General features: G+C 45.8%; 17 protein-coding genes and 1 tRNA gene. 9 read left to right on the top strand and 9 right to left on the bottom strand.

Annotation, left to right across the window (positions count from 1 at the left end):
• Positions 1-140 precede the first annotated feature (140 nt).
• Positions 141-1,172: a phosphoribosylformylglycinamidine cyclo-ligase gene (purM, locus tag QH73_RS23995; protein WP_039713072.1), complete on the bottom strand. Its 1,032-nt coding sequence runs from the start codon at positions 1,170-1,172 to the stop codon at positions 141-143.
• 485 nt (positions 1,173-1,657) lie between these two features.
• Here purM and QH73_RS23990 point away from each other — a divergent pair, with 485 nt between their 5' ends.
• Positions 1,658-2,716 carry a septal ring lytic transglycosylase RlpA family protein gene (locus QH73_RS23990; protein ID WP_039713073.1) on the top strand — a complete coding sequence of 353 codons (1,059 nt, stop codon included), beginning with the start codon at positions 1,658-1,660 and terminating at the stop codon, positions 2,714-2,716.
• 158 nt (positions 2,717-2,874) lie between these two features.
• On the top strand, positions 2,875-4,521 hold the full coding sequence (locus QH73_RS23985; protein ID WP_039713074.1) for a bifunctional pantoate--beta-alanine ligase/(d)CMP kinase: 1,647 nt from the start codon (positions 2,875-2,877) through the stop codon (positions 4,519-4,521).
• Here QH73_RS23985 and QH73_RS23980 read toward each other — a convergent pair.
• Positions 4,518-5,042 (bottom strand): retropepsin-like aspartic protease family protein, encoded by a 525-nt coding sequence (locus QH73_RS23980; protein WP_039713075.1) that lies wholly within the window; start codon positions 5,040-5,042, stop codon positions 4,518-4,520. The two genes, QH73_RS23985 and QH73_RS23980, sit on opposite strands and share 4 nt — an antisense overlap.
• Positions 5,043-5,579: 537 nt before the next feature.
• Here QH73_RS23980 and petE point away from each other — a divergent pair.
• Positions 5,580-5,999, top strand: a complete 420-nt coding sequence (petE, locus tag QH73_RS23975; protein WP_015157412.1) for a plastocyanin — start codon at positions 5,580-5,582, stop codon at positions 5,997-5,999.
• Positions 6,000-6,120: 121 nt separating this feature from the next.
• Here the strand turns inward: petE and QH73_RS23970 are convergent, their stop codons facing one another.
• The 5 genes from QH73_RS23970 to nagA all read right to left on the bottom strand — a co-directional run bounded on the left by QH73_RS23970 (position 6,121) and on the right by nagA (position 10,959).
• Complete coding sequence (locus QH73_RS23970) at positions 6,121-7,599, bottom strand: CoA-acylating methylmalonate-semialdehyde dehydrogenase (protein WP_039713076.1); 1,479 nt, start codon at positions 7,597-7,599, stop codon at positions 6,121-6,123.
• Between the two features lie 124 nt (positions 7,600-7,723).
• Positions 7,724-8,179: an orange carotenoid protein N-terminal domain-containing protein gene (locus QH73_RS23965; RefSeq protein ID WP_039713077.1), complete on the bottom strand. Its 456-nt coding sequence runs from the start codon at positions 8,177-8,179 to the stop codon at positions 7,724-7,726.
• 212 nt (positions 8,180-8,391) lie between these two features.
• Positions 8,392-8,775 (bottom strand): DUF423 domain-containing protein, encoded by a 384-nt coding sequence (locus tag QH73_RS23960; RefSeq protein WP_039713078.1) that lies wholly within the window; start codon positions 8,773-8,775, stop codon positions 8,392-8,394.
• Positions 8,776-8,864: 89 nt separating this feature from the next.
• Positions 8,865-9,557, bottom strand: coding sequence for a magnesium protoporphyrin IX methyltransferase (gene bchM / locus QH73_RS23955; protein WP_039713079.1), 693 nt, complete (start codon positions 9,555-9,557; stop codon positions 8,865-8,867).
• A gap of 196 nt (positions 9,558-9,753) precedes the next feature.
• Positions 9,754-10,959 (bottom strand): N-acetylglucosamine-6-phosphate deacetylase, encoded by a 1,206-nt coding sequence (gene nagA, locus QH73_RS23950; RefSeq protein WP_039713080.1) that lies wholly within the window; start codon positions 10,957-10,959, stop codon positions 9,754-9,756.
• 138 nt (positions 10,960-11,097) lie between these two features.
• Between nagA and purE the strand changes: the two genes are divergently transcribed.
• From purE to QH73_RS23930, 4 genes are all read left to right on the top strand, one after another.
• The gene (purE, locus tag QH73_RS23945) at positions 11,098-11,616 is read left to right on the top strand and encodes a 5-(carboxyamino)imidazole ribonucleotide mutase (protein WP_039713081.1); all 519 of its coding nucleotides are present in this window, start codon (positions 11,098-11,100) and stop codon (positions 11,614-11,616) included.
• Positions 11,617-12,521: 905 nt separating this feature from the next.
• A complete protein-coding gene (locus QH73_RS23940) occupies positions 12,522-14,081 on the top strand; it encodes an ammonium transporter (protein ID WP_286194179.1) in 1,560 nt (519 codons plus the stop codon).
• A 233-nt stretch (positions 14,082-14,314) separates the two neighbouring features.
• Positions 14,315-15,721, top strand: a complete 1,407-nt coding sequence (locus QH73_RS23935) for an ammonium transporter (protein ID WP_039713083.1) — start codon at positions 14,315-14,317, stop codon at positions 15,719-15,721.
• Positions 15,722-16,538: 817 nt separating this feature from the next.
• Positions 16,539-16,612: transfer RNA gene (locus tag QH73_RS23930), tRNA-Pro, on the top strand.
• Positions 16,613-16,669: 57 nt separating this feature from the next.
• Here QH73_RS23930 and QH73_RS23925 read toward each other — a convergent pair.
• The gene (locus QH73_RS23925; RefSeq protein WP_039713084.1) at positions 16,670-17,449 is read right to left on the bottom strand and encodes an ABC transporter permease; all 780 of its coding nucleotides are present in this window, start codon (positions 17,447-17,449) and stop codon (positions 16,670-16,672) included.
• Positions 17,446-18,384, bottom strand: a complete 939-nt coding sequence (locus QH73_RS23920; RefSeq protein ID WP_039713085.1) for an ABC transporter ATP-binding protein — start codon at positions 18,382-18,384, stop codon at positions 17,446-17,448. The genes QH73_RS23925 and QH73_RS23920 overlap by 4 nt, the downstream gene beginning before the upstream one ends.
• A 331-nt stretch (positions 18,385-18,715) precedes the next feature.
• On the opposite strand from QH73_RS23920, the gene QH73_RS23915 reads away from it, so the two are divergent.
• Positions 18,716-19,723, top strand: a complete 1,008-nt coding sequence (locus tag QH73_RS23915) for an SGNH/GDSL hydrolase family protein (RefSeq protein ID WP_052289707.1) — start codon at positions 18,716-18,718, stop codon at positions 19,721-19,723.
• Between the two features lie 99 nt (positions 19,724-19,822).
• Positions 19,823-20,869 carry a M42 family metallopeptidase gene (locus tag QH73_RS23910; protein ID WP_039713086.1) on the top strand — a complete coding sequence of 349 codons (1,047 nt, stop codon included), beginning with the start codon at positions 19,823-19,825 and terminating at the stop codon, positions 20,867-20,869.
• Positions 20,870-20,922: the final 53 nt, after the last annotated feature.

The raw sequence follows: 20,922 nt of genomic DNA, 5'->3' as shown, positions 1-20,922 counted from the left end.
GTCAAAGCCAGAAACTGGTGGAGCAACGTTCGTCACAAAAGTTAAAGTTTCATGACAGTTATGTTACCATCGCTCGCTTTTCGATCTTGAAAATTTCAGTCTTAAGGCATACCCTTAACTACTTTTCTATCTTCAGAATTTCAGTCTTTAGGTATACCCTCAACGGTTCCACTACCAGCAATGACTTCTCCAATGACAAACGCCTCGACATCCTGAGAGTCAAACCATCGCAGGGTCTCTTCTACAGCTTGGGGAGGAACGATCGCCACGTAGCCAATCCCCATATTAAAAGTATTGAACATCTCCTTCTGAGTGACTCCACCAACTTTCGCCAGCCACTGAAACACTGGGGGAATCGTCCATCTGTCCACGTCCACGCGAATCGATTGCCCTTCACCCAGACAACGGGGTAAATTTTCCGGTATTCCCCCACCCGTGATATGTGCCATCGCGTGAATTTCTATCCCAGATGCGATCGCCCCCAGTACGGGCCTGACATAAATCCGCGTTGGTGTTAGGAAAACTTCTCCCAAACTTTGACCGGAAAACTCCTCTGGGCGATCGCTCCAAGCATATCCCCCCACCTCAACAATTTTCCGTACCAAGCTGTAACCGTTACTGTGGACACCTTGACTGGCAAGCGCGATCGCCACATCCCCTATTTGTACCCTAGAACCATCCAGCAACTTGCTCTTTTCCACAATTCCCACACAAAAACCCGCCAGATCGTACTCTCCTGCCTGATAAAAACCAGGCATTTCAGCGGTTTCACCCCCCAACAGCGCACACCCCGCCTTTTGACATCCTAAACTGATGCCGCTAACTACCTGTGTCAGTTGCTCCGAGTTGAGCTTTCCCGTTGCTAAATAATCCAAGAAAAACAGCGGTTCTGCTCCAGAAGTCAGTACATCATTCACGCACATCGCCACTAAATCGATTCCTACCGTGTCGTGACGGTTGAGCGCGTGAGAAAGTTTCAATTTTGTGCCGACTCCATCTGTCCCAGAGACTAAAACTGGCTCCGTGTAACCGCTAGGGAGTTGAAAATAACCGCCGAAACCTCCCAATCCCCCAATCACTTCTGGGCGATGGGTGCGATGCACTAGCTGGCGAATGCCTTCAACAAATGCTCTACCAGCTTCAACATTAACCCCTGCTGCTTGATAATCCATGCTGCCAGTTTCCTCAATGCGGCAGATAGCTCCGCTTCACGCATCAGCATTTTATCTTAATTTTGCTGCGCCACAGCATTAGCATTCTACGTGTTGCTGGAGTGCGATCGCTAGTTTAAATATCGCTTTATAGCTAAAAAGTTAAGTTTTAAACCAAGATTTATTTACTTTTACTCTTTTTTAAGTATTTTAAGTAATATTAATTTTATTAAAAAAATAAATTTACTCGTTAGAGACACAGAAAAGCTGAATTTGCCTCTGTGCAAAGATGTTATGCATTGCTTTACAAAATCTTTTTATTAAAATTCACAATTTCCCCTTGACATTACCGATCCTCAATGCAAAAACTTCGTGATAGTCTGTTGCAGTTGAAACTTCAACATAAAAGCGTAATGAGTACGAGTTGGTGGGTTAATTTGAGACCATTCAGTGGTATCCCTACACAGCTCTTGCCGAAGTCGAGGAGTGCAATTCACAACGGAAGCATGAAAAAGCAAATTTTATTAACAACCGTTGCTCTGCTTACTACTGCCGTAGGCGTACCCCTGTCATGTCATGCAGAATCGCTGAATGCAGATTCTTCAAAAGACAACAGACAGGAGATCTCCTCAGCAGTGCAGGCTCAACCGCAGAATGTTGAGAAAGTAGGCGAAACCCAATCCAGAGGCGAATCCAAAGCTAAAGAAGCAACGATCGCCAGAATCCAACCCCACGAAAGGGGCGATCGCCAAGCAGTGACGCTGTACGTGCGTAACATACCCGTACTGACATTTTTAGGCGACAAACAGACAGCAAACGCTACCAAAGTCGGACAAACCCAAAGTGCCGAAAATGCTGCTGACAAATCAACCCAAGTAGCAACCACAGGCAAGTTACCCAGCGTCGAGCCAACTTCAGCAAATAACGCCCCCATTTGGCAAGCAGCAGCAGTAGCAGCTAGACTGAACCAAATGAGTGCAGATGGTGTCGATGCCAGCAAGATTACGGTCAAATGGAAAGAGAATGGCAAATCTAATGCCAAAAAAGCATCAGAACGCTATGAAATTGCAATTGACGGCAAAAAACTGGTAGCAGTTGATGCGGATACCAGGCTACCAGAACAGAACAAGAAAAAACTATCAGACGAGGCATTACAAGCCACTAACCGCTTGCGGCGACTCTTAGGAAATGCCCCACCCCTCAAAGAAGTGGCAGGAATGCCAGAACCCAAGCGATCGCAGCCACAAAATATTGCTTTCGCACCAGTGCGCGCCGTCCTGAATGGAGTTGCCTCTTGGTACGGTCCTGGTTTCCACGGAAATCGCACCGCTAACGGCGAAACTTACAACCAAAATGCCCTTACCGCTGCCCACAAAAGCTTACCCTTTGGGACGCGGGTACGAGTCACCCACACGGGAACGGGTCGCTCAATTGTAGTCCGCATCAACGATCGCGGTCCCTACATTGGCGGTCGAATTATCGATCTCTCCGCCGCCGCCGCTCGCGTCCTCGGTATGGCTGGTTCGGGTGTTGCCTCCGTGCGAGTTGAAGTCTTGGGGAGGTAGTGAAACAGTGACTAGTGGCTAGTGGCTAGTGGCTAGTGGCTGCTCGTCAAAAGTCATAAGTAAAAACACTTACGGCTTAAGACTTCTCTTACGCCCCCTCAGCTTTCTTATCCTGCTCTACAATAGGGTGTGGTTGGAATAAAACAGAGGGGGTATTGGTGCGTCTGTTTGCAACGGTTGCAGCGTTACGCTGTTACTTAAGCGTGTTGAAAGCAGAAGCTAAGCGAAATCTAGCCGCTTCAGCTGAGATTAGCATCGGTTTAGTGCCGACGATGGGTGCTTTACACGCCGGACATTTAAGCTTGATGCAACGGGCGCGGCAGGAAAATGACATTGTGGTAGTCAGTATTTTTGTCAACCCACTGCAATTTGGTCCCACAGAAGATTATCAACAATACCCGCGCCAACTAGAGAGCGATCGCCAGCTCTGCGATCGAGCTGGTGTTGACGTTATCTTTGCCCCCACTGCCGAGGATCTGGGGATTGGGAAGAGAGCTGAGGGAGCTGAGGGAGCTGAGGGAGCAATTTTCAACCGTCAACCGTCAACTGACAAGCAATTACCAATTACCAATTACCAACTGACTCAAGTTGTCCCACCGGAAGAAATGACCTCTGTATTATGCGGGAAGTCCCGTCCAGGGCATTTTCAGGGTGTGGCGACGATCGTGACTAAATTGTTAAATATTGTCCAGCCGAGCCGAGCGTATTTTGGTCAGAAAGACGGACAGCAGTTAGCCATTATTCGGCGGTTGGTGCGAGATTTAAGTTTGTCGGTTGAGATTGTTGGCTGTCCTACAGTGCGGGAAGCATCGGGCTTGGCAATGAGTTCTCGCAATCAGTATTTAACTCTAGAACAAAGAGAACAAGCATCATATATATATCGCAGTTTGCAGCACGCTCAAGCAGCTTTTATTGCCGGAGAGCGCGATCGCCAAACTTTATTAACAACTGTAGAGCAAGTACTTGCGCTGGCTGAGGGAGTGGCAGTAGAGTATCTGGAGTTAGTACATCCTGATACGTTACGACCAGTGAATAGAGTAGAGGAAGCAGGCACGATCGCGGTTGCCGCACGAGTAGGAACGACGCGGTTAATCGACAACATAATTTTGCGCGATCGCCAGCCGATTGTCGCCATTGATGGTCCAGCAGGAGTCGGCAAATCAACTGTATCGCGGTCGGTAGCCCGGGAGTTGGGGTTAGTTTACCTCGATACGGGAGCCATGTACCGCGCCTTAACGTGGTTGGTTTTAGAGTCGGGAATTTCAGTCACGGATCGGTGCGCGATCGCAGAACTAGCAAATCGGTGCGAAATTCAACTAGCTGCTAGCGTAGATGCAGCACAACCCGTCAGAGTTTGGATTAACGATCGCGAAGTGACTTCAGCGATCCGCAGTTTGGATGTCACGGCAAATGTATCTGCGATCGCGGCAATTCCAGAAGTGCGGCAAGTCTTAGTCAAGCAGCAGCAGCAGTGGGGACAAAAAGGCGGCTTGGTGGCGGAAGGAAGAGACATCGGCACGCAAGTTTTTCCCGATGCCGACCTGAAAATTTTCTTAACGGCTTCCGTGCAAGAAAGAGCTAAACGGCGACAGCAAGACTTTTTAGCTCAAGGTCAGCCACAGATAAGCTTGGAACAACTAGAACGGGATATCGCTGCGCGAGATTGGCAGGATAGCAATCGCGAGGTTGCACCATTGAAAAAAGCTGCTGGGGCAGTCGAGATTATTACTGATGCTAAGAGTATTACTCAAGTCATTGCAGAAATTGTCTTGCAGTACGACCGAGTTTTTGCGAGAACCGATTAACGCGGCTGAAATTCCACCATATCTCGCCTAATGACTACGTCATAATCTTCAAAGAAGTTCTGTCCTAATAGTGGATCTCCTTCAGTAATCGAAACTTTTGGCTCGCGAACTATAGCCTTGCCGACACTCATCGAAGCGACCTGTCCAATGGGGAATTCTACAATATCGCCATTGGCAATTTGTGCTTTGTGCATACCAATTGGAACGACTCCTAACGCCTGCGCCATCTCAGTTGTGATGGTGGTTTGAGAAGCTCCCGTGTCTAAAAGCATTTCAAATTTTTGTTGACCGTTAAAAGTTACGTCAATAACTGGTATTCCACTTTCGCGGCGCTTGATTTTTGCTTGAAATTCGCTTGCATGAGCCGAATTTTTTTTTTGTTGACCGCAAACGGTAGATAAGTCAATTGTCTGTCCGCTAGAGTCAAGCATAAAACACCCGTCTGCTTCTTGAGCGATCGCGGTTGTCTGAAATAGAGCGATTCCAGCTAGGGGAAGAAATAGCCTCAGTAATTGTTTCATATATTGTCAAATAGAAATTTTAGATAAAGCTGACCAAAGTAAGTCGTAAGTCATAACTCGTAAGTTTAAGAAACAGGAATGGTGCAAGTCCCCGATCCACACTCTGGATCGCAAAACAATGCGTAGCATCGAGCTTTCAATCCTCTGAGTTCGATCGTGGGTTATTACTGACGATGCTATGTGGCTAAGAACTTACGACTTATAAAATAAAGTGGCTACTTATAGTTCTAGGAGCGCATCTCTATTTATTAAAATAAGCTTAAAATTTTGGAAATTCTTCCGTGTTTCTGCTAGCTCAATTATGAAGATATTACAGATTGATTAGAAGCTGTGGCTTCGGGTTTCACCTATTGAGACCAAAAGCACAGGCGATCGCCTTACAACAACCAGCTATGGACTACTTCCGACTGCTGACTTCTGCCGTTCTCCCTATATCGTGAGAGTGAGAATAAATTAGCTAGAAAGAGAATGAAGAATTAACATCCATAGTTGATAAAATTAAGTATGACAAATTGTCAAACCTGTTTGGAGAAGGTCATGAAACTATTTGCTGCAACTTTGCGGCGCTTGGGTTTAGCTGTTTTAACCATCGTTTTGGTTGCTAGTAGCTTTGCATTCTTTTCTGCCCCTGCCGCTGCTGAAACTTTTCAAGTTAAGTTAGGTACAGATAAAGGGATGCTGGCGTTTGAGCCATCCAAGCTGACTGTGAAGCCAGGGGACACCATTGAGTTCGTCAACAACAAAGTGCCTCCCCACAATGTTGTCTTCGATACGGCTGGCACTCCCAACAAGAGTGCAGATTTGGCAAAATCCCTGTCCCACAAGCAACTACTGATGACCCCAGGTCAATCAGTTTCAACCACTATTCCCGCTGATGCTCCTGCTGGGGACTACACCTTCTACTGCGAACCTCATCGCGGTGCTGGAATGATTGGTAAAGTTACGGTTGCTAGCTAGAAATTTAGCTGCAATTCGCTTTGGCTAGCACAGCCATCTATAAATTGCATAGCAATTAGAAATGAAATGCCTCAGAGAGCCACGATCGTTGGTTTGCGAGGCATTTCAACTTAAATTTCAACTAAAACTGTCTCGACCAATTTTGTCGCCAGCGCTCTACAACAACTTTAGTCTGGGTGAAAAATTCAACGGCATGGTGTCCTTGTCCGTGCAAGTCCCCAAAAAAGCTTTCCTTCCAACCGCTAAAGGGAAAAAATGCCATCGGTGCGGCAACACCAATATTAATCCCGATATTACCAACTTCGGCTTCGTAGCGAAATTTTCTTGCAGCTGCGCCAGATGAGGTAAATAGGCAAGCCATGTTACCATACTGACCACTATTGATAAACTGAATCGCAGCATCTATAGTGTCGAGGTGAATGAGTCCTAAAACGGGACCAAAAATTTCAGTACGGGCGATCGCACTTGCTGGATCGATATCTTGTAAGATTGTTGGTTTAATAAAATAACCGTCAGGATAATCAGAAATTAGCGGTTCTCGACCGTCTACGAGTGGTTTCGCACCTGTGGCGATACCTTGCTCTACTAAGTGCTTAATTCTCGACTGACTTTCAGCCGTAATTACGGGTCCCATCTGTACGCCTGAATCTAAACCATAACCGACAACGCGAGAAGTTGCAGCTTGGGCGATCGCCTCTGTGAATGTTTTTCCTGCTTCTCCTACTGTCACAGCTAAGGAAGCTGCTAAACAACGCTGTCCCGCACAACCGAAAGCACTATCAGCAACAATCCGAGTTGTCATTTCTATGTCTGCATCCGGCAACACGATGACTGGATTTTTTGCTCCTCCTTGACATTGAGCGCGTTTGCCGTTTGCAGTGGCACGACTGTATACGTATCGAGCCACAGGTGTGGAACCGACAAAACTAATCGCCCGAATCGCTGCATGATCTAAAATTGCATCGACAACTTCTTTTGCACCATTAACTAAATTGACAACACCCTTTGGCAGTCCCGTTTGTTCTATGAGGTGCATGACTTTTTGCATCGTCAGCGGGACTTTCTCCGAAGGTTTGATGATATATGTATTACCACAGGCGATCGCATAGGGTAAAAACCAAAACGGAATCATTCCAGGGAAATTAAATGGTGCAATAACTGCGGCAACTCCTACAGGTTGGCGAATGACAAATTCGTCAATTCCTTTAGCAATATCTTCCGAGTACTGTCCCTGCATCAAAATTGGGATACCGCAGGCAACTTCCACATTCTCAATTGCTCGTTGCATTTCCCCTTTTGACTCTTCCAAAGTCTTACCGCATTCTTGGGTAATTGTCCGAGCTATGTCTTCAAAATTTTCGTCTAATAGAGCTTTGAGTTTAAATAAGTATTGGATTCGCTCCGTGGCTGGCGTGCGTCGCCAACTACCAAAAGCATTAGCAGCAGCGATAGCAGCTCGATCTACGTCTGCGGATGTCCCCAAGGCAACTTGAGCTAGTACCTCGGTTGTGGCAGGATTGACGATATCTAGATATTCAGTTGCACTAGAGTCGCACCACTCGCCATTGATGTAGTTTTGGAGAATTGTGGCGGAACTCATAGTTGTTACCTAGTTATTACCTGGTTATTACCTGCGATCGCTCAACCATATTCTACATAATAAGTAGGGGCGCTTTCTCTGTGCGCCCCTACCCGTGTATTATCGTGGTGAAAATGGCGATCGCTTATTTAGCGCCCATCTCGACAACAGCGCTACGCATAAAATTCAGTCGCTGTTCAAATTCAAGCTGCTTGATTTGCTCTACAAACTCATTTGTCTCTGCGGGTGGTTCGTAATCAGAGGGTACGCCAATAATTCTGCCGTCTTCCATTCCTTGTGCTAAGCGCAACCAAAGATCTAATTTGCCACTAGAAGCCAAAGCACTGTAGGCACGGCTAAGATCTGTGTCAGCACGATTAACAATATCGCGCTGTGCTTGCAGCTGTTCTTCAGGTGACAGTGCAACAAATTGATCGAATACTGCTGCTGCGGTATCCTGTGTGGAAGTCTCGTTTGCAGGTGTTAGCTTATCTTTAAGATCGAGATACCCAAACCACAACAATCCAAGTTGAGTATCGGCATCATAACGGCTAAACTGCTCTAGCGATCGCTTTGTACTTTCATCAGTTGCGTAAGTCATAAAACTCTCCGATTGCAATAATTGCTGCTTGCTAGCTGACGAGGTAAACTTTTGTAACCTCTCTCACAGTTTTAGTGCAGCGATCGCCTCACTTAACCTTGCTAAAGACAGATATAGAGATTTCAACTTACGACAGATGAATTTGTCATTTGTCATTTGTCATTTGTGAGTAGCTAGCCACCAGTCACTAGCCACTAGCCACTCCTCACGACTTACTTATTATTTAAAGCTGCGATCGCCAATGCACCCCACCCAGCAATAAAAGCTGCTCCTCCCAGTGGAGTAATTGCACCGATGACCTTAATTCCTGTTAAACTTAAGGCGTACAAACTGCCAGAAAAAATTAGAATTCCAATCATAAAATTCCAGCCGGCGGCTATTAATGCAGGCTGAGCAAATTCTTCGCCACTGGTTCTAATTAATAAAGCCACGAGTAAAAGTGCTAGAGCATGATACATTTGATACCTAGCACCAGTTTCAAAAATTTCTAGCGATCGCTCAGTTAATTTTTCTTTTAGAGCATGAGCGCCAAAGGCTCCTACACCAACAGATAAACCACCAAATATAGCAGCGATCGCCAGAAAGAATTGACCCATCAGCCAATAACCTATATTCCAGACTTTTCTATTATTTCATCTCTTGATTCAAGGACTTGCGGACTTTATAATTAATTCCAATTTGGGAATCATTTTCGAGTTGCTTCTATTAAACGAGAAAAATAGAAGCGAGTCTTTGTCATTGCTTGACGCTGTACGGAAAAACCATTTTTTTCTAAAATTTTGATGACTTCTGATGCTGGGTGTAAATAAGCACGGGTAGCCTTACTTGCACCAGGGAAGAAACTACCAACTTTTTTCAGCAAACTAAGAGCAAAAGTTTTTGGGGCAAAACTCAAAATTAAGCGCGTCTGTGCCAAAGAACAAAGATGAGAAATCATTTGCTCTACTTGTTCTTGGGGATAATGGATTAAAACATCAAGACAAATAACAGTATGATAGCGATCGCTGAGTGTTTCTAAATCTTGCACGGTCAGAGTCAGATTATTGACCAAATCTCCTAATTCCGATCTGGCTTTTTCTTTGGCTTCTGCCACCATCATTTCTGATAGATCGCTAGCGTACACCCTAGCACCTGCCTGCGCCAAGGGAATGCTGAGGCTACCTACTCCACATCCTGCATCGCAAATAGAGATTTCCGATAAATTACCATCTGCCTGCAACCAACCAATAACAGTATCTACAGTTTGTTGGTGTCCGTTGCGAATATCGAGTTGGACTTTGTTAACGTCATTGCTAATACCATAAATCCGTCGCCAGCGGTCAAATCCTGTTGTATTGAAATATTCTTTAACAATTGTTTTATCGTCTGTTGCAGTCATATAGATAGATTATTACTTTGGTTCACAAACCTTAAATTTATCACCATATGGCAGTCGAGAGTCGGGAGTCGGGAGTCGGGGAAGAGAGCTGGGGGAGCAACTCAAAATTCAAAATTCAAAATTTACCAACTCTGGTCACTAGCCACTAGCCACCAGCCGCTAGCCACTCACTACACCCTAGACCCTTTCCCTTTCTTCACTGCTCCCTGCTCGTGCGCTCCCTGCTCCCTGATAAAGACAATCTCTTCCACGTCAGTTCTTTGCTGTCTGGTTTGATCTGCCAGTGTAGGAGTTGGTGAAAGGGAGTCCCGAGTTGAATTGTGGGAAGATCGATCGCCTGTCGTGGTGCGGTAGTGGCAAGTGCAATCGCTGTATCTACGTCACAAAGGTTCCAGCGAACTAGGTTCTGGACTCCTACAAGTAGTGGTAGAGTCGTACCAGCTAGCGTACCATCACACAGTCTAGCCGTGCCGTTTTTTACGTCTATTTGCCGCGTATCCCAAGGGTAAACACCGTCTGGAAGCCCCAAAGGTGCTAAGGCATCGCTGACAAGAAAGATTCCTTGTTGATAACAGCCAGCGCGGAGCAATACTTGAATCATTGTGGGACAAATATGTTGTCCGTCAGCAATTAACCCACATTTCACTTGAGGATGTACCAAGGCAGCACCTAACAATCCAGGTTCTCTGTGGTGGAGTCCCGGCATGGCATTAAAAGCATGAGTTACCATTGTTGCCCCTAGTTTAAATGCTTGTTCCGCCTGAATTGCCGTGGCGAGGGAATGACCGAGGCTGATTGTTATACCGAGAGAACGCAAATAGGTTATGGCTTCGCCATTGGGATCTAATTCTGGGGCAAGGGTGATAACCTTGACTATGCGAGCGTATTCGCCTAAAAGTTGCTGAATGTGTGGGATTGTCAGCGGTAATAAATATTCTGCTGGATGAGCGCCGCGCTTTTGTGCGTTTAAAAATGGTCCTTCCAGGTGGACTCCTAAAACTTGGGCAGTTGGTAGAGATGTGGTTTGTCGCTGCATATAGTCAGCAATAACGGCTAGCGATCGCTGTATATTTTCTCCAGAAGTCGTCACGAGTGTGGGTAAATAAGCATCTATGCCTTGTTGCCACAAGTATTCAGATATTTTTTGCAGTTTATAGATATCTGTCGCTCGCAAATCTGTAAATGCTAATCCTAGCGCCCCGTTAATCTGCAAATCGACTGCGCCTAAAGATATCCGATCTGCTGCTAAATTGATAATTTGCAAATCGGCTGGCGGAATTTTTTTAATAAATCGATCCATCGGTTCAATTGCGGAAATTTGCCCGTGTAGATCGATCCGAATTCCCTGCAATTGCGCGTAACCAGGCACGCGAGCATTGATAATATCTACTGCATGAGTCATCGATCTAGCCACCCTTATCCAAAAAATCTATCTAAATTCCAGTGCCAATTTAGTTTATAACTAACCCTATCTCTCTATTTCTCGCCAAGTCGAACCAATGCCTTCCTCACTCCTCATCCCTCACTCCTCACTTCTCTTATGACTCAACCCCAAATTGGCATTATTATGGGTAGCGATTCCGATCTACCGACGATGCAAGATGCGATCGCAGTTTGCGAAGAATTTGCTCTGGCTGTAGAAGTGGCGATTGTCTCTGCCCACCGTACCCCAGAACGAATGGTAGAGTATGCCCAATCTGCTCACCAACGCGGACTCAAAGTCATTATTGCTGGTGCTGGTGGTGCTGCCCATTTACCAGGTATGGTTGCTGCTCTCACACCCCTACCTGTGATTGGCGTTCCCGTAGCTAGCCGCCACTTACAGGGGCTAGATTCCCTTTACTCAATCGTACAAATGCCTGCGGGAATTCCTGTGGCTACAGTAGCGATTGGTAATGCGAAAAATGCTGGCTTGTTAGCCGTACAAATTCTGGCAACTCATCAACCAGAGTTATTGACAAAGGTACAACAATATCGCCAAAGCTTGGCAAATACCGTGATGGAAAAGCAGGCAAAGTTAGAACAGATAGGTTATCAAAAATACATTGCTAATTTGTAGTCCATCATCTACGAGTTGGTTCTAAAAGCCTGAAGAACAGTCATCTCACCCTGCCTACAAAAATTGGTATTAAACAGTTGGTATCAAATAACAGGTAATATTCTGTTCAAAGGGCGATCGCTTGCCTTGTTCGTTGCTTTACGTTAAGCCAGATAAGCGATAAATTGAATCCGAATGGCTCGTAGCTCTGTTCAATACTTATGGCGATCGACAAGGGCTAACTATCAATTGAACCCACGGACATTCTAGTTAAGCACGAGTGATGTCTATGATGCAAAGGTAAGTGCAACCAAATTGCTTGCTTACCTAAATATACTTAGTAATATGCAATAAAATATACTGAAAATCAAGGGATTGGACGGATATGTAGCGATCTGAAGCCAAGTTACTGAGGGTGCATCAGTCCAAGCACTCAGCTTGACTCAATCTCATTACTGGCAATACTTCTGCCCTAGTTGCATTGTTTGAATTTTCTGGGCTGTATTTTGCTGTATTTAGATTTGTCAGGAAATCTTGATTTAATGTAACTAATGATACAGAATCAAAAATAGAAAAAATACAAAATCTTAATTCTAATACACAACAAGCTAATGGTTTTCACGGGTAAAAGTGTTGACTTCAATCTGCCCATACTGGTGTATGCATACTTTTTTGTAGATTTAAACCTACAGCTATGAGTAGCGCCAAGTTTTGTGGTAGTTAGCTTACAACTGAAAAAACACCACAAGATCGACAGCATTAGGTTATTGAGTTTAAATGATAGCCGCTTCTGAATCGAGAATTGGTAGCTAATCAGCCACTTTATAGAGTTTTTGCCCGCTTGAGGATAGTTACAAGTGATGATGTTAAAACTAAGACCCAAAAATAAACGCAGAATAAATAGAAAGCGGCTACCTGCTGCTGGAATGAAGCGTTTATCTCAGCATACATCTCTATTCGCGCACCTGAAGTTAGCGGTGAAGCGATTGTCTCCTTCTTGGCAGGCTTGCATTCCCCTAACAGTAGTTATTGTGCTGGCGTGGGGTTATGCCGCAGTTGCCCAAGATGCCGCACCTGCAAGTCAAGATAAAGTAGCGGAGGAATTACAAAATCTCAAGGTAGGAATAGATACTCTTTGGGTGTGTATTGCTGCCTTTTTAGTGTTTTTCATGAATGCTGGTTTCTGTATGTTAGAAACTGGCTTTTGCCGTCAGAAAAACGCTGTTAACGTCTTGTCGAAAAACCTGATCGTATTTGCCCTTTCTACCGTGGCGTTTTGGGCGATCGGATTTGGTTTAATGTTCGGCGATGGCAATCCCTTCGTTGGTACGACTGGCTGGTTCTTGGCGGGAGCAGATAACAGTCCGGCAACCGCAGATGCGTACAAAGGCGTGTTTGGTGCGCTCAACTGGGCAGGAGTACCATTACTTGCCAAGTTCTTATTCCAACTTGTATTTGCTGGTACTGCTGCTACGATTGTTTCGGGTGCAGTAGCGGAACGGATCAAGTTTGTAGACTTCTTAATCTTTAGCGTATTGTTAGTCGGAATTGCGTACCCAATTACAGGTCATTGGATTTGGGGTGGCGGTTGGTTGGCAAAAGCTGGATTCTGGGATTTTGCAGGTTCCACTGTAGTCCACTCTGTAGGTGGTTGGGCAGCTTTGATGGGTGCGGCGTTCTTAGGACCGAGAATCGGGAAATACCAAAATGGTTCTTCAGTCGCCATGCCTGGGCATAACATGAGTATTGCTACTCTAGGCTGTTTAATTCTGTGGTTGGGCTGGTTCGGTTTCAACCCTGGTTCTACGATGGCAGTTAACCCTAGTATTGCTCATATTGCAGTCACGACTAACCTAGCTGGGTCTATGGGTGGTATTGCTGCCACTATCGTTGCTTGGCTTTACTTGGGTAAACCTGACTTGTCCATGATTATCAATGGAATTCTGGCGGGTCTAGTGGCAATTACTGCTCCTTGTGCTTTCGTGAGCGTGCCTTGGTCGGCGGTCATCGGTTTGATTGCTGGTATTATTGTTGTCTTCTCCGTTACCTTCTTCGACAAAATCAAAATTGATGACCCTGTAGGTGCAACCTCCGTTCACCTTGTCTGTGGCATATTCGGGACTCTGTGTGTGGGTTTATTTGCTGAAGGTCCAGGTGGAGCGCTGAACTTGTATGAAGATGGATTGGGACCTGCGAGAGGATTGCTGCTCGGTGGTGGTTTCTCGCAACTATGGGCGCAGTTCATTGGTGTCATTACTGTTGGCGGTATAACCGTCCTGTTATCTACTATCTTCTGGCTGGCGCTGAAGGCAACTTTGGGAATTCGCGTGACTCCCGAAGAGGAATTTGAAGGCTTGGATATCGGCGAACACGGTATGGAGGCATACAGTGGTTTCCTCAAAGAAACTGATGTGACTGGGTTTGCTGATAGTAGTACTACTAATATGGGTAAGCGGACTGGCGATGTATCCAGCAATCCTTACTAAACTTTTTGACTGAGCTTTTTCTAGTTCGTTGCTAGTTGAGTAAAAATAATCTGCTGTCAGTTTCAACTGAATTGAAACTCATAGCAGATTTTTTATTGCTCTATCGCAAGGGGGATGACAGCAGGTAAAATGTATTTCTAAACACAGAATCATGGCTGGGATATTGATGGAATGGTATCCACGCATCATAGGTGGAATTGTTCTACAACTGTTGGAAGTCTAAGGAAAAAACAGTGTTGCAAAAAGTTTCGATCGCGATCGCGATTGTCTTTGGGTTAATCTTCTCCCTCGCGGGGCAGGCAATTGCTGCACCGAGCGACGTAAATGCAGCGATCGCCAACGCGCAAACCGCAGCAGATACGGCATTTATGCTGATGTCGGCTGCTTTAGTCTTGTTGATGACACCAGGACTAGCCTTTTTCTATGGTGGATTCGTGCGATCGCGTAACATCCTAAATACGCTGATGATGAGCTTCTTGCTAATGGCGATCGTTGGCGTGACTTGGATACTTTGGGGTTACAGCCTGTCTTTTGCCCCTGGACTACCTTTTATTGGTGGGTTGCAGTGGTTTGGGTTAAATGGTGTCGGGTTAGAAACCACCGACTACCTCAAAGGGACAAACCCCGCAGAAGTGCTGTCCTATGCCCCAACGATTCCCCATCAGGCATTCATGATTTATCAAGCCATGTTTGCCATTATCACTCCCGCACTGATTTCTGGGGCGATCGTGGAGCGGATGAGTTTCACGGCTTACGCTCTGTTCGTACTGCTATGGTCAACCCTAATTTATACCCCACTCGCTCACATGGTCTGGGCAAAGGGCGGTTTGCTGGGTTTATATGGTGGGATGGGTGCGCTCGACTTTGCTGGTGGTACGGTCGTGCATATCAGTTCTGGAGTCTCCGCCGTCGTTGCAGCTTATGTTTTGGGATCGCGCAAAAGCTATCCCGACCGAATTGCTCCTCCCCACAACGTCCCATTCATTTTGCTCGGTGCGGGTTTACTCTGGTTTGGTTGGTTTGGGTTTAATGCTGGCAGTGCGCTAGCTTCCGGTGGCTTGGCGACAGTGGCATTTGTGGCGACAAATACAAGTGCGGCAGCGGGAGCGCTCACTTGGTTGATTCTAGAAAAGGTGTTGCGAGGCAAACCTACCGCTGTTGGTGCGGCTACTGGTGCTGTAGCTGGTTTAGTAGGTATTACGCCTGCTGCGGGATTTGTTACGCCTTTAGCAGCAATTCTGATTGGTAGTATCACCGCTTTAGTCTGCTTCTATGCCGTCACTTTTAAAGCAAAGTTGCAGTTTGACGATTCCCTCGATACTTTTCCCGTGCATGGTGTGGGCGGAACAGTGGGCGCAATTCTCACGGGTATCTTCGCTACTACGGAAGTTAATTCAGCTGGTAAAGATGGTTTGTTGCGGGGAAATTTCAACCAGTTTATCGTTCAAATTGTTGCAGTTTTAATTGCTTACGCGATCGCGGCAATTGGAACTTTTATCTTAATGAAAATTTTGGATGTGACCGTAGGACTGCGACTCAAACCAGAAGCAGAACTTCAAGGTATGGATATTAGCGAACACGGTGAAGAAGGCTACAATGAAGAGTTTGGCGAGCGACTATCATTTAACGAGCCAAAGTAACAAATTATTCAGAGCGCAGATTGAATCTTTTTTTAGCCTCGATTGAGCTAGCATCACAGTTCGATCTATCACTGCCTAACATGCGTATAGGGATTTAGTTATGCCATATCCCTATTTTTTGCTGCACAAAATCTGCATGAATCCGGATCGTTTGTCATTGAAAAGCTAGGAAAAGCTTTGCGAATTAGATAGCTACCATATTTATACTGATTTTATTGGTAACTCCTCTATTGGTTTTAGGGAAATTTACTGTTATCGATCTAAATGAGCGTGAAGTAGTCTGAAGAAGTGGACCAGGTTATAAGTTGCCTGAGCCAAAAAAGCTCAGGCGATTTCTTCTCGGTTTCTCGCGTAGAAAGATATGTATAATCAAGTTTTCCTGAGAGCCACTCTTGCTATTTCATCGCGCAAACAGTAAGCCGTTCTCTCTGTGAAAACTTTTACTTATTTTAGCCGATCCATGTGCTGCTTGATATATAAAATTTCAAACTTTACCGAAAAATTGAAATTCGATAGCGATTCTATTTGAGTCATGAACCGCTCGTTGTGGTGGTTGTGGTGGTTGACGGTTAACAGTTGACAGTTAACCGTTAACCGTCAACCGTCAACCAGCAATATCCCAGATTCACAAATCATTTAGGCTCGCTATATAGCGTTTTCCATGCAGGTGTAATACATGCGTAGGGGCGCACAGAGAAAGCGCCCCTACAGATCTATGTACCTCATCCCCTGTCTGACCCAAAAGCGAAATTTCAGCAGGTAGACAGGTATGTTACAATGCTTTGATGTTGAGTCATCAGATGACTCAAAACGATCGCGGGATGTAGCGCAGCTTGGTAGCGCACTTCGTTCGGGACGAAGGGGCCGCTGGTTCGAATCCAGTCATCCCGATTTTATCAATGCAATCTGGTGCGATCGCTAGAGGTATTTTGAGATGGTTCAGTTCAACTATTGAACTAACTGCGGATAAATCTGTCGCCAAGCCAATACAGTAAAAACGCTCAACCACAATAGTAACCATACAACCTGCAAATACCAGAATTGAGGTAAGCCTAGCGACCAACGTAGCAGGTCAACTAGTGCTGATAAGGGTAGGATACTAGCAACATAACCCAGCAGTGGTGGCAGGGTATCGCGCGGGAAATAAGTGCCGCACAGAGTAAACATGGGAACGACGAATAAAAAGATTGGCACGTTAATTTGATCCACAGTCCGCACCGTACCCGCAGTAAACAGCCCTAACGCACCAAATAGCATACTACCCAAGATAATGAGAGGCAGAGATCCCAGCAAATGCCAACCCGAGTACAGCCCTAAACTCATTGCAACTAGACCAGTCAATATTCCTGCCATTGAGCCTTTCGTCGTTGCCCACAACCAATCGCCTAAGAAGACTTCCGTAAAACTTAAGGGAGCGGTGAGGAGTGCTTGCCATGTTTTTTGATAACTCAGGCGGATAAAACTACCGAAAGCACCTTCAAAAAAAGATTGGAAGAGTATCCCTACTGCAATCATGCCGGGGGCAATAAATTGCAAGTAGCTAACGGTTTGCCCTTGATAAGTTACATCGCCAATCAGAGGGGTCAAACCGTAGCCGAATGCAATTAAATAGATCAAAGGTTCGGATAATGGTGGCAAACTGTTAACTAACCAAGTTTTTTGATACACCTTGGCATGACGATGCCAGACAGAATATATACCCCAAGCTGTGACTGAAATCCGTTTCATGCCAGTGCTGTTCCTGTCAGTCGTAAGAAAACATCTTCGAGATTAGTGGGACGACGAATGGGCGGAGTTGGAGTTATAGTTTGAAGTTGCTGCCAAAATTGGGGATTTGCTGGTAGCCCAAGTAAATAGCTATTGCCAAATGGGTGATACCAAGTACCTGCTTGTTGGGCGAGCTGTTGAATCGTAGGTTCAGGAACCCCGATAATTTCCACCACTTCTAAACCTACTGTACGTTCGATTAATTCTGCGGGCGTACCGCGATCGAGAATTTTGCCCTGCTGGAGTAACAACAAGCGATCGCACAGTCGTTGCGCTTCATCCATATAATGAGTTGTCAACAGCACTCCGCAACCGTTTTGTTTCAATTGCAGTACCAAACGCCAAAAATCTTGGCGTGCATTTGGGTCAAGTCCTGTTGTCGGCTCGTCGAGAAATACAACTTGAGGGTGGTTAATTAACGCGCGTGCTAGTACCAACCGCCGTTTCATCCCGCCTGAAAGTTCGTCAACTAAGGAACTGCCACGGTCTTCTAATCCTACCAGAGCCAGCAATTCTCCGGCACGTTGACGTGCTGCCGCTCCAGTAATTCGATAGTGGTGAGCGAAATATGTTAAGTTTTCCCAAACTGTAAAGTCAGGGTCGAGATTGTCTTCTTGGGTGACAATTCCCATTTTTGCTCTAGCTGCTCGTCCCTGCAACTGAATTTTATTTTGCCCTAACTGGACGAAGCCGCGATCGGGTCTGACAGAGCCATAAAGCATTCTCACAATTGTCGTTTTTCCCGCACCGTTGGGACCGAGCAAGCCTAAAATCTCCCCTGGATTGAGCGTGAAGTTGACTCCCTGCACGACTGGGCGATCGCGATAGGATTTCCACAAGTCGTAGGCTGCGAGCGCTACAACTTCAGTTTGCGACGATCTGGCAATGCTAGTCATGAATTGTTGCACTGACTTAGGGCTGTTGTTGGCAAATAGCTCGAAAAAATCATGCTATTCCCTTTGTAATACATTGTAGTATACCAAGGATGGTTGTATGTCTGGCAGGGGAGATGATTCTAACTAATGGTAGAATTTTTTGTCAGTTGTCAGTTGTCAGTTGTCAGTTGTCAGTGTAGAGACGTTACATGTAACGTCTGTACAAAGTTATCAGTTCTCAGTTATCAGGGTGTGGGGTGTAGTGGAGAGAATTCGGAATTAATCGATCGCTGGTCACTGGTCACTGATAACTGCTCCCTGCTCCCTGCTCTCTACTCCCTGGTAAAACTAGATGGCAAAAAAAAAGAACGTTAGAATCAAAATTTTTGCTACAGGACTGGCGATCGGTTCGTGTATTGTGCCGTTACAGGCGCAAGCAAAAACTCCTTTCAGTCAGATCGTCGTGTTTGGCGATAGCCTTTCCGATACGGGTAATACATTTCAAGCTACAGACATTCCTCCGAGTCCGCCCATTCCTCCGAGTCCACCGTACTTTGAAGGACGTTTCTCTAACGGTCCAGTATGGATCGATTATCTGGCAGACAGTTTAGGTTTGAGTAGCGATCGCCGCACGAATTATGCTTTTGGTGGAGCCACGACTGGCAAGAATAATACTACTGCCCCACTACCTCCCAACACGCCTCCTTTACCAGGATTGCAGCAGCAGCTAGAGAATTTTAAAGCTAAGAACACTAAAGCCGATCGTAGAGCGCTTTACGTGATTTGGGTGGGAGCAAATGACTATTTAGGAGGCGGAGTCACCGATCCGTTCGTACCAGTTAACAACATTACATCAGCAGTCAGTACTCTTGCAGAGCGTGGAGCAAGACATATTTTAGTGGTAAATCTACCGGATTTGGGACGCATCCCCGCTACTAGGAATAATGAAGAAATTGCTAACAACCTGAATGCTTTGACTCAATTTCATAACACTGGCTTAGCAGCAACTTTGCAAGTCTTGAATAAGAGAACCAATACTAATATTGTCTCAGTGGACGTGAATTCTTTATTCAGACGCGCGATCGCCAATCCATCTGAGTTTGGACTGACCAACGTTACCGATACTTGCTTGACTCAAACAAGCGTATGCAGCAATCCTAACGAATATCTCTTCTGGGACAATTTGCACCCCACAACTGGAGTCCATGCGTTAGTAGGAGAATTAGCTTTATCTAGCCTCAAATCTAGATCTACTGCTAAATCAACTTCTGAATCATCAACTGCTGGATTAAATGCATTTGTGTTGGCTACCCTTGGGACTGCGGCAGGGACTACGGTATCGCTATACAAGAAGAGATGAGGAACAATTATCGAAGATCGATGGAGTCGATCGCTCACCTCTTGTTACTGTAGAGACATTGCAGACAACATCTCTACACCTCATTCTCATTCATCCTTCGTGTCTAACTACGATCGCCTATTTACCACTATCGAAGAATTAGTCATGCATCACTCTCCCAGTGGAGTCGAGGCAGAGATTAATCAATTTCTGCTCGATCGCTTCTCTGCCTTGGGGGTAGAAGTGTGGCTGGATCGTGCCGATAATATTATTGCCAAAATTCCTGGGCGAGATGCTCAAGGCGCGATCGCGATTACTGCTCATAAAGATGAAATTGGCGCAATTGTCAAGCATGTAGGCGATGATGGGTGCGTAGAAGTCAGAAAACTAGGTGGTGCTTTCCCTTGGGTATATGGCGAAGGAGTTGTAGATTTACTGGGAGACAACGAAACGATTAGCGGCGTTCTCAGCTTTGGTTCCCGCCACGTTTCCCACGAGTCACCCCAAAAAGTGCAACAAGAAGATACGCCTGTCAGATGGGAAGATGCCTGGATTGAAACTATGCTTACTCCTGAAGAACTCGCAGCTGCGGGAGTTCGTGCGGGTACGCGGATGGCGATTGGCAAGCATCGCAAGCGCCCGATCCGATTAAAAGACCATATTGCCAGCTACACTTTAGATAACAAAGCTTCCGTCGCGATCTTGCTAGCTTTAGCTGAGAGAATTCAACAACCAGCAGTAGATATCTATTTGGTAGCTTCGGCAAAAGAAGAAGTGGGAGCAATTGGGGCGCTATATTTCACGCAGCAGCAACGCTTGGATGGATTAATCGCCTTAGAAATCTGTCCCCTTTCCTCAGAGTATCCGATTCAGTCTGGGGAAGCGCCCGTAATTTTGTCTCAAGATGGTTATGGAATTTACGATGAGGGATTAAACCAACAACTGCGTCATGCAGCAGAAGCAAGAAATATTCCCTTGCAGTTAGCAACCCTCAGCGGGTTTGGTAGCGACGCTTCGATCGCCATGAAATTCGGACACGTTGCGCGTGCTGCGTGTTTGGCATTTCCCACGCAAAATACTCACGGATATGAGATTGCTCATTTAGGCGCGATCGCTAACTGTATTGAAATTCTCCAATGTTTTTGCGAAACACAATTTGATAGTTAGTCAGTTATTAGGGAGCAGGGAGCAGTTATCAGTGACCAGTGACCAGCGACCAG

The organism is Scytonema millei VB511283, from assembly GCF_000817735.3.
GTDB classification, from domain to species: Bacteria; Cyanobacteriota; Cyanobacteriia; order Cyanobacteriales; family Chroococcidiopsidaceae; genus Chroococcidiopsis; species Chroococcidiopsis millei_B.
The sequence above is the reverse complement of the archived record's forward strand: the minus strand, read 5'-3'. Positions and strand labels throughout refer to the sequence as shown.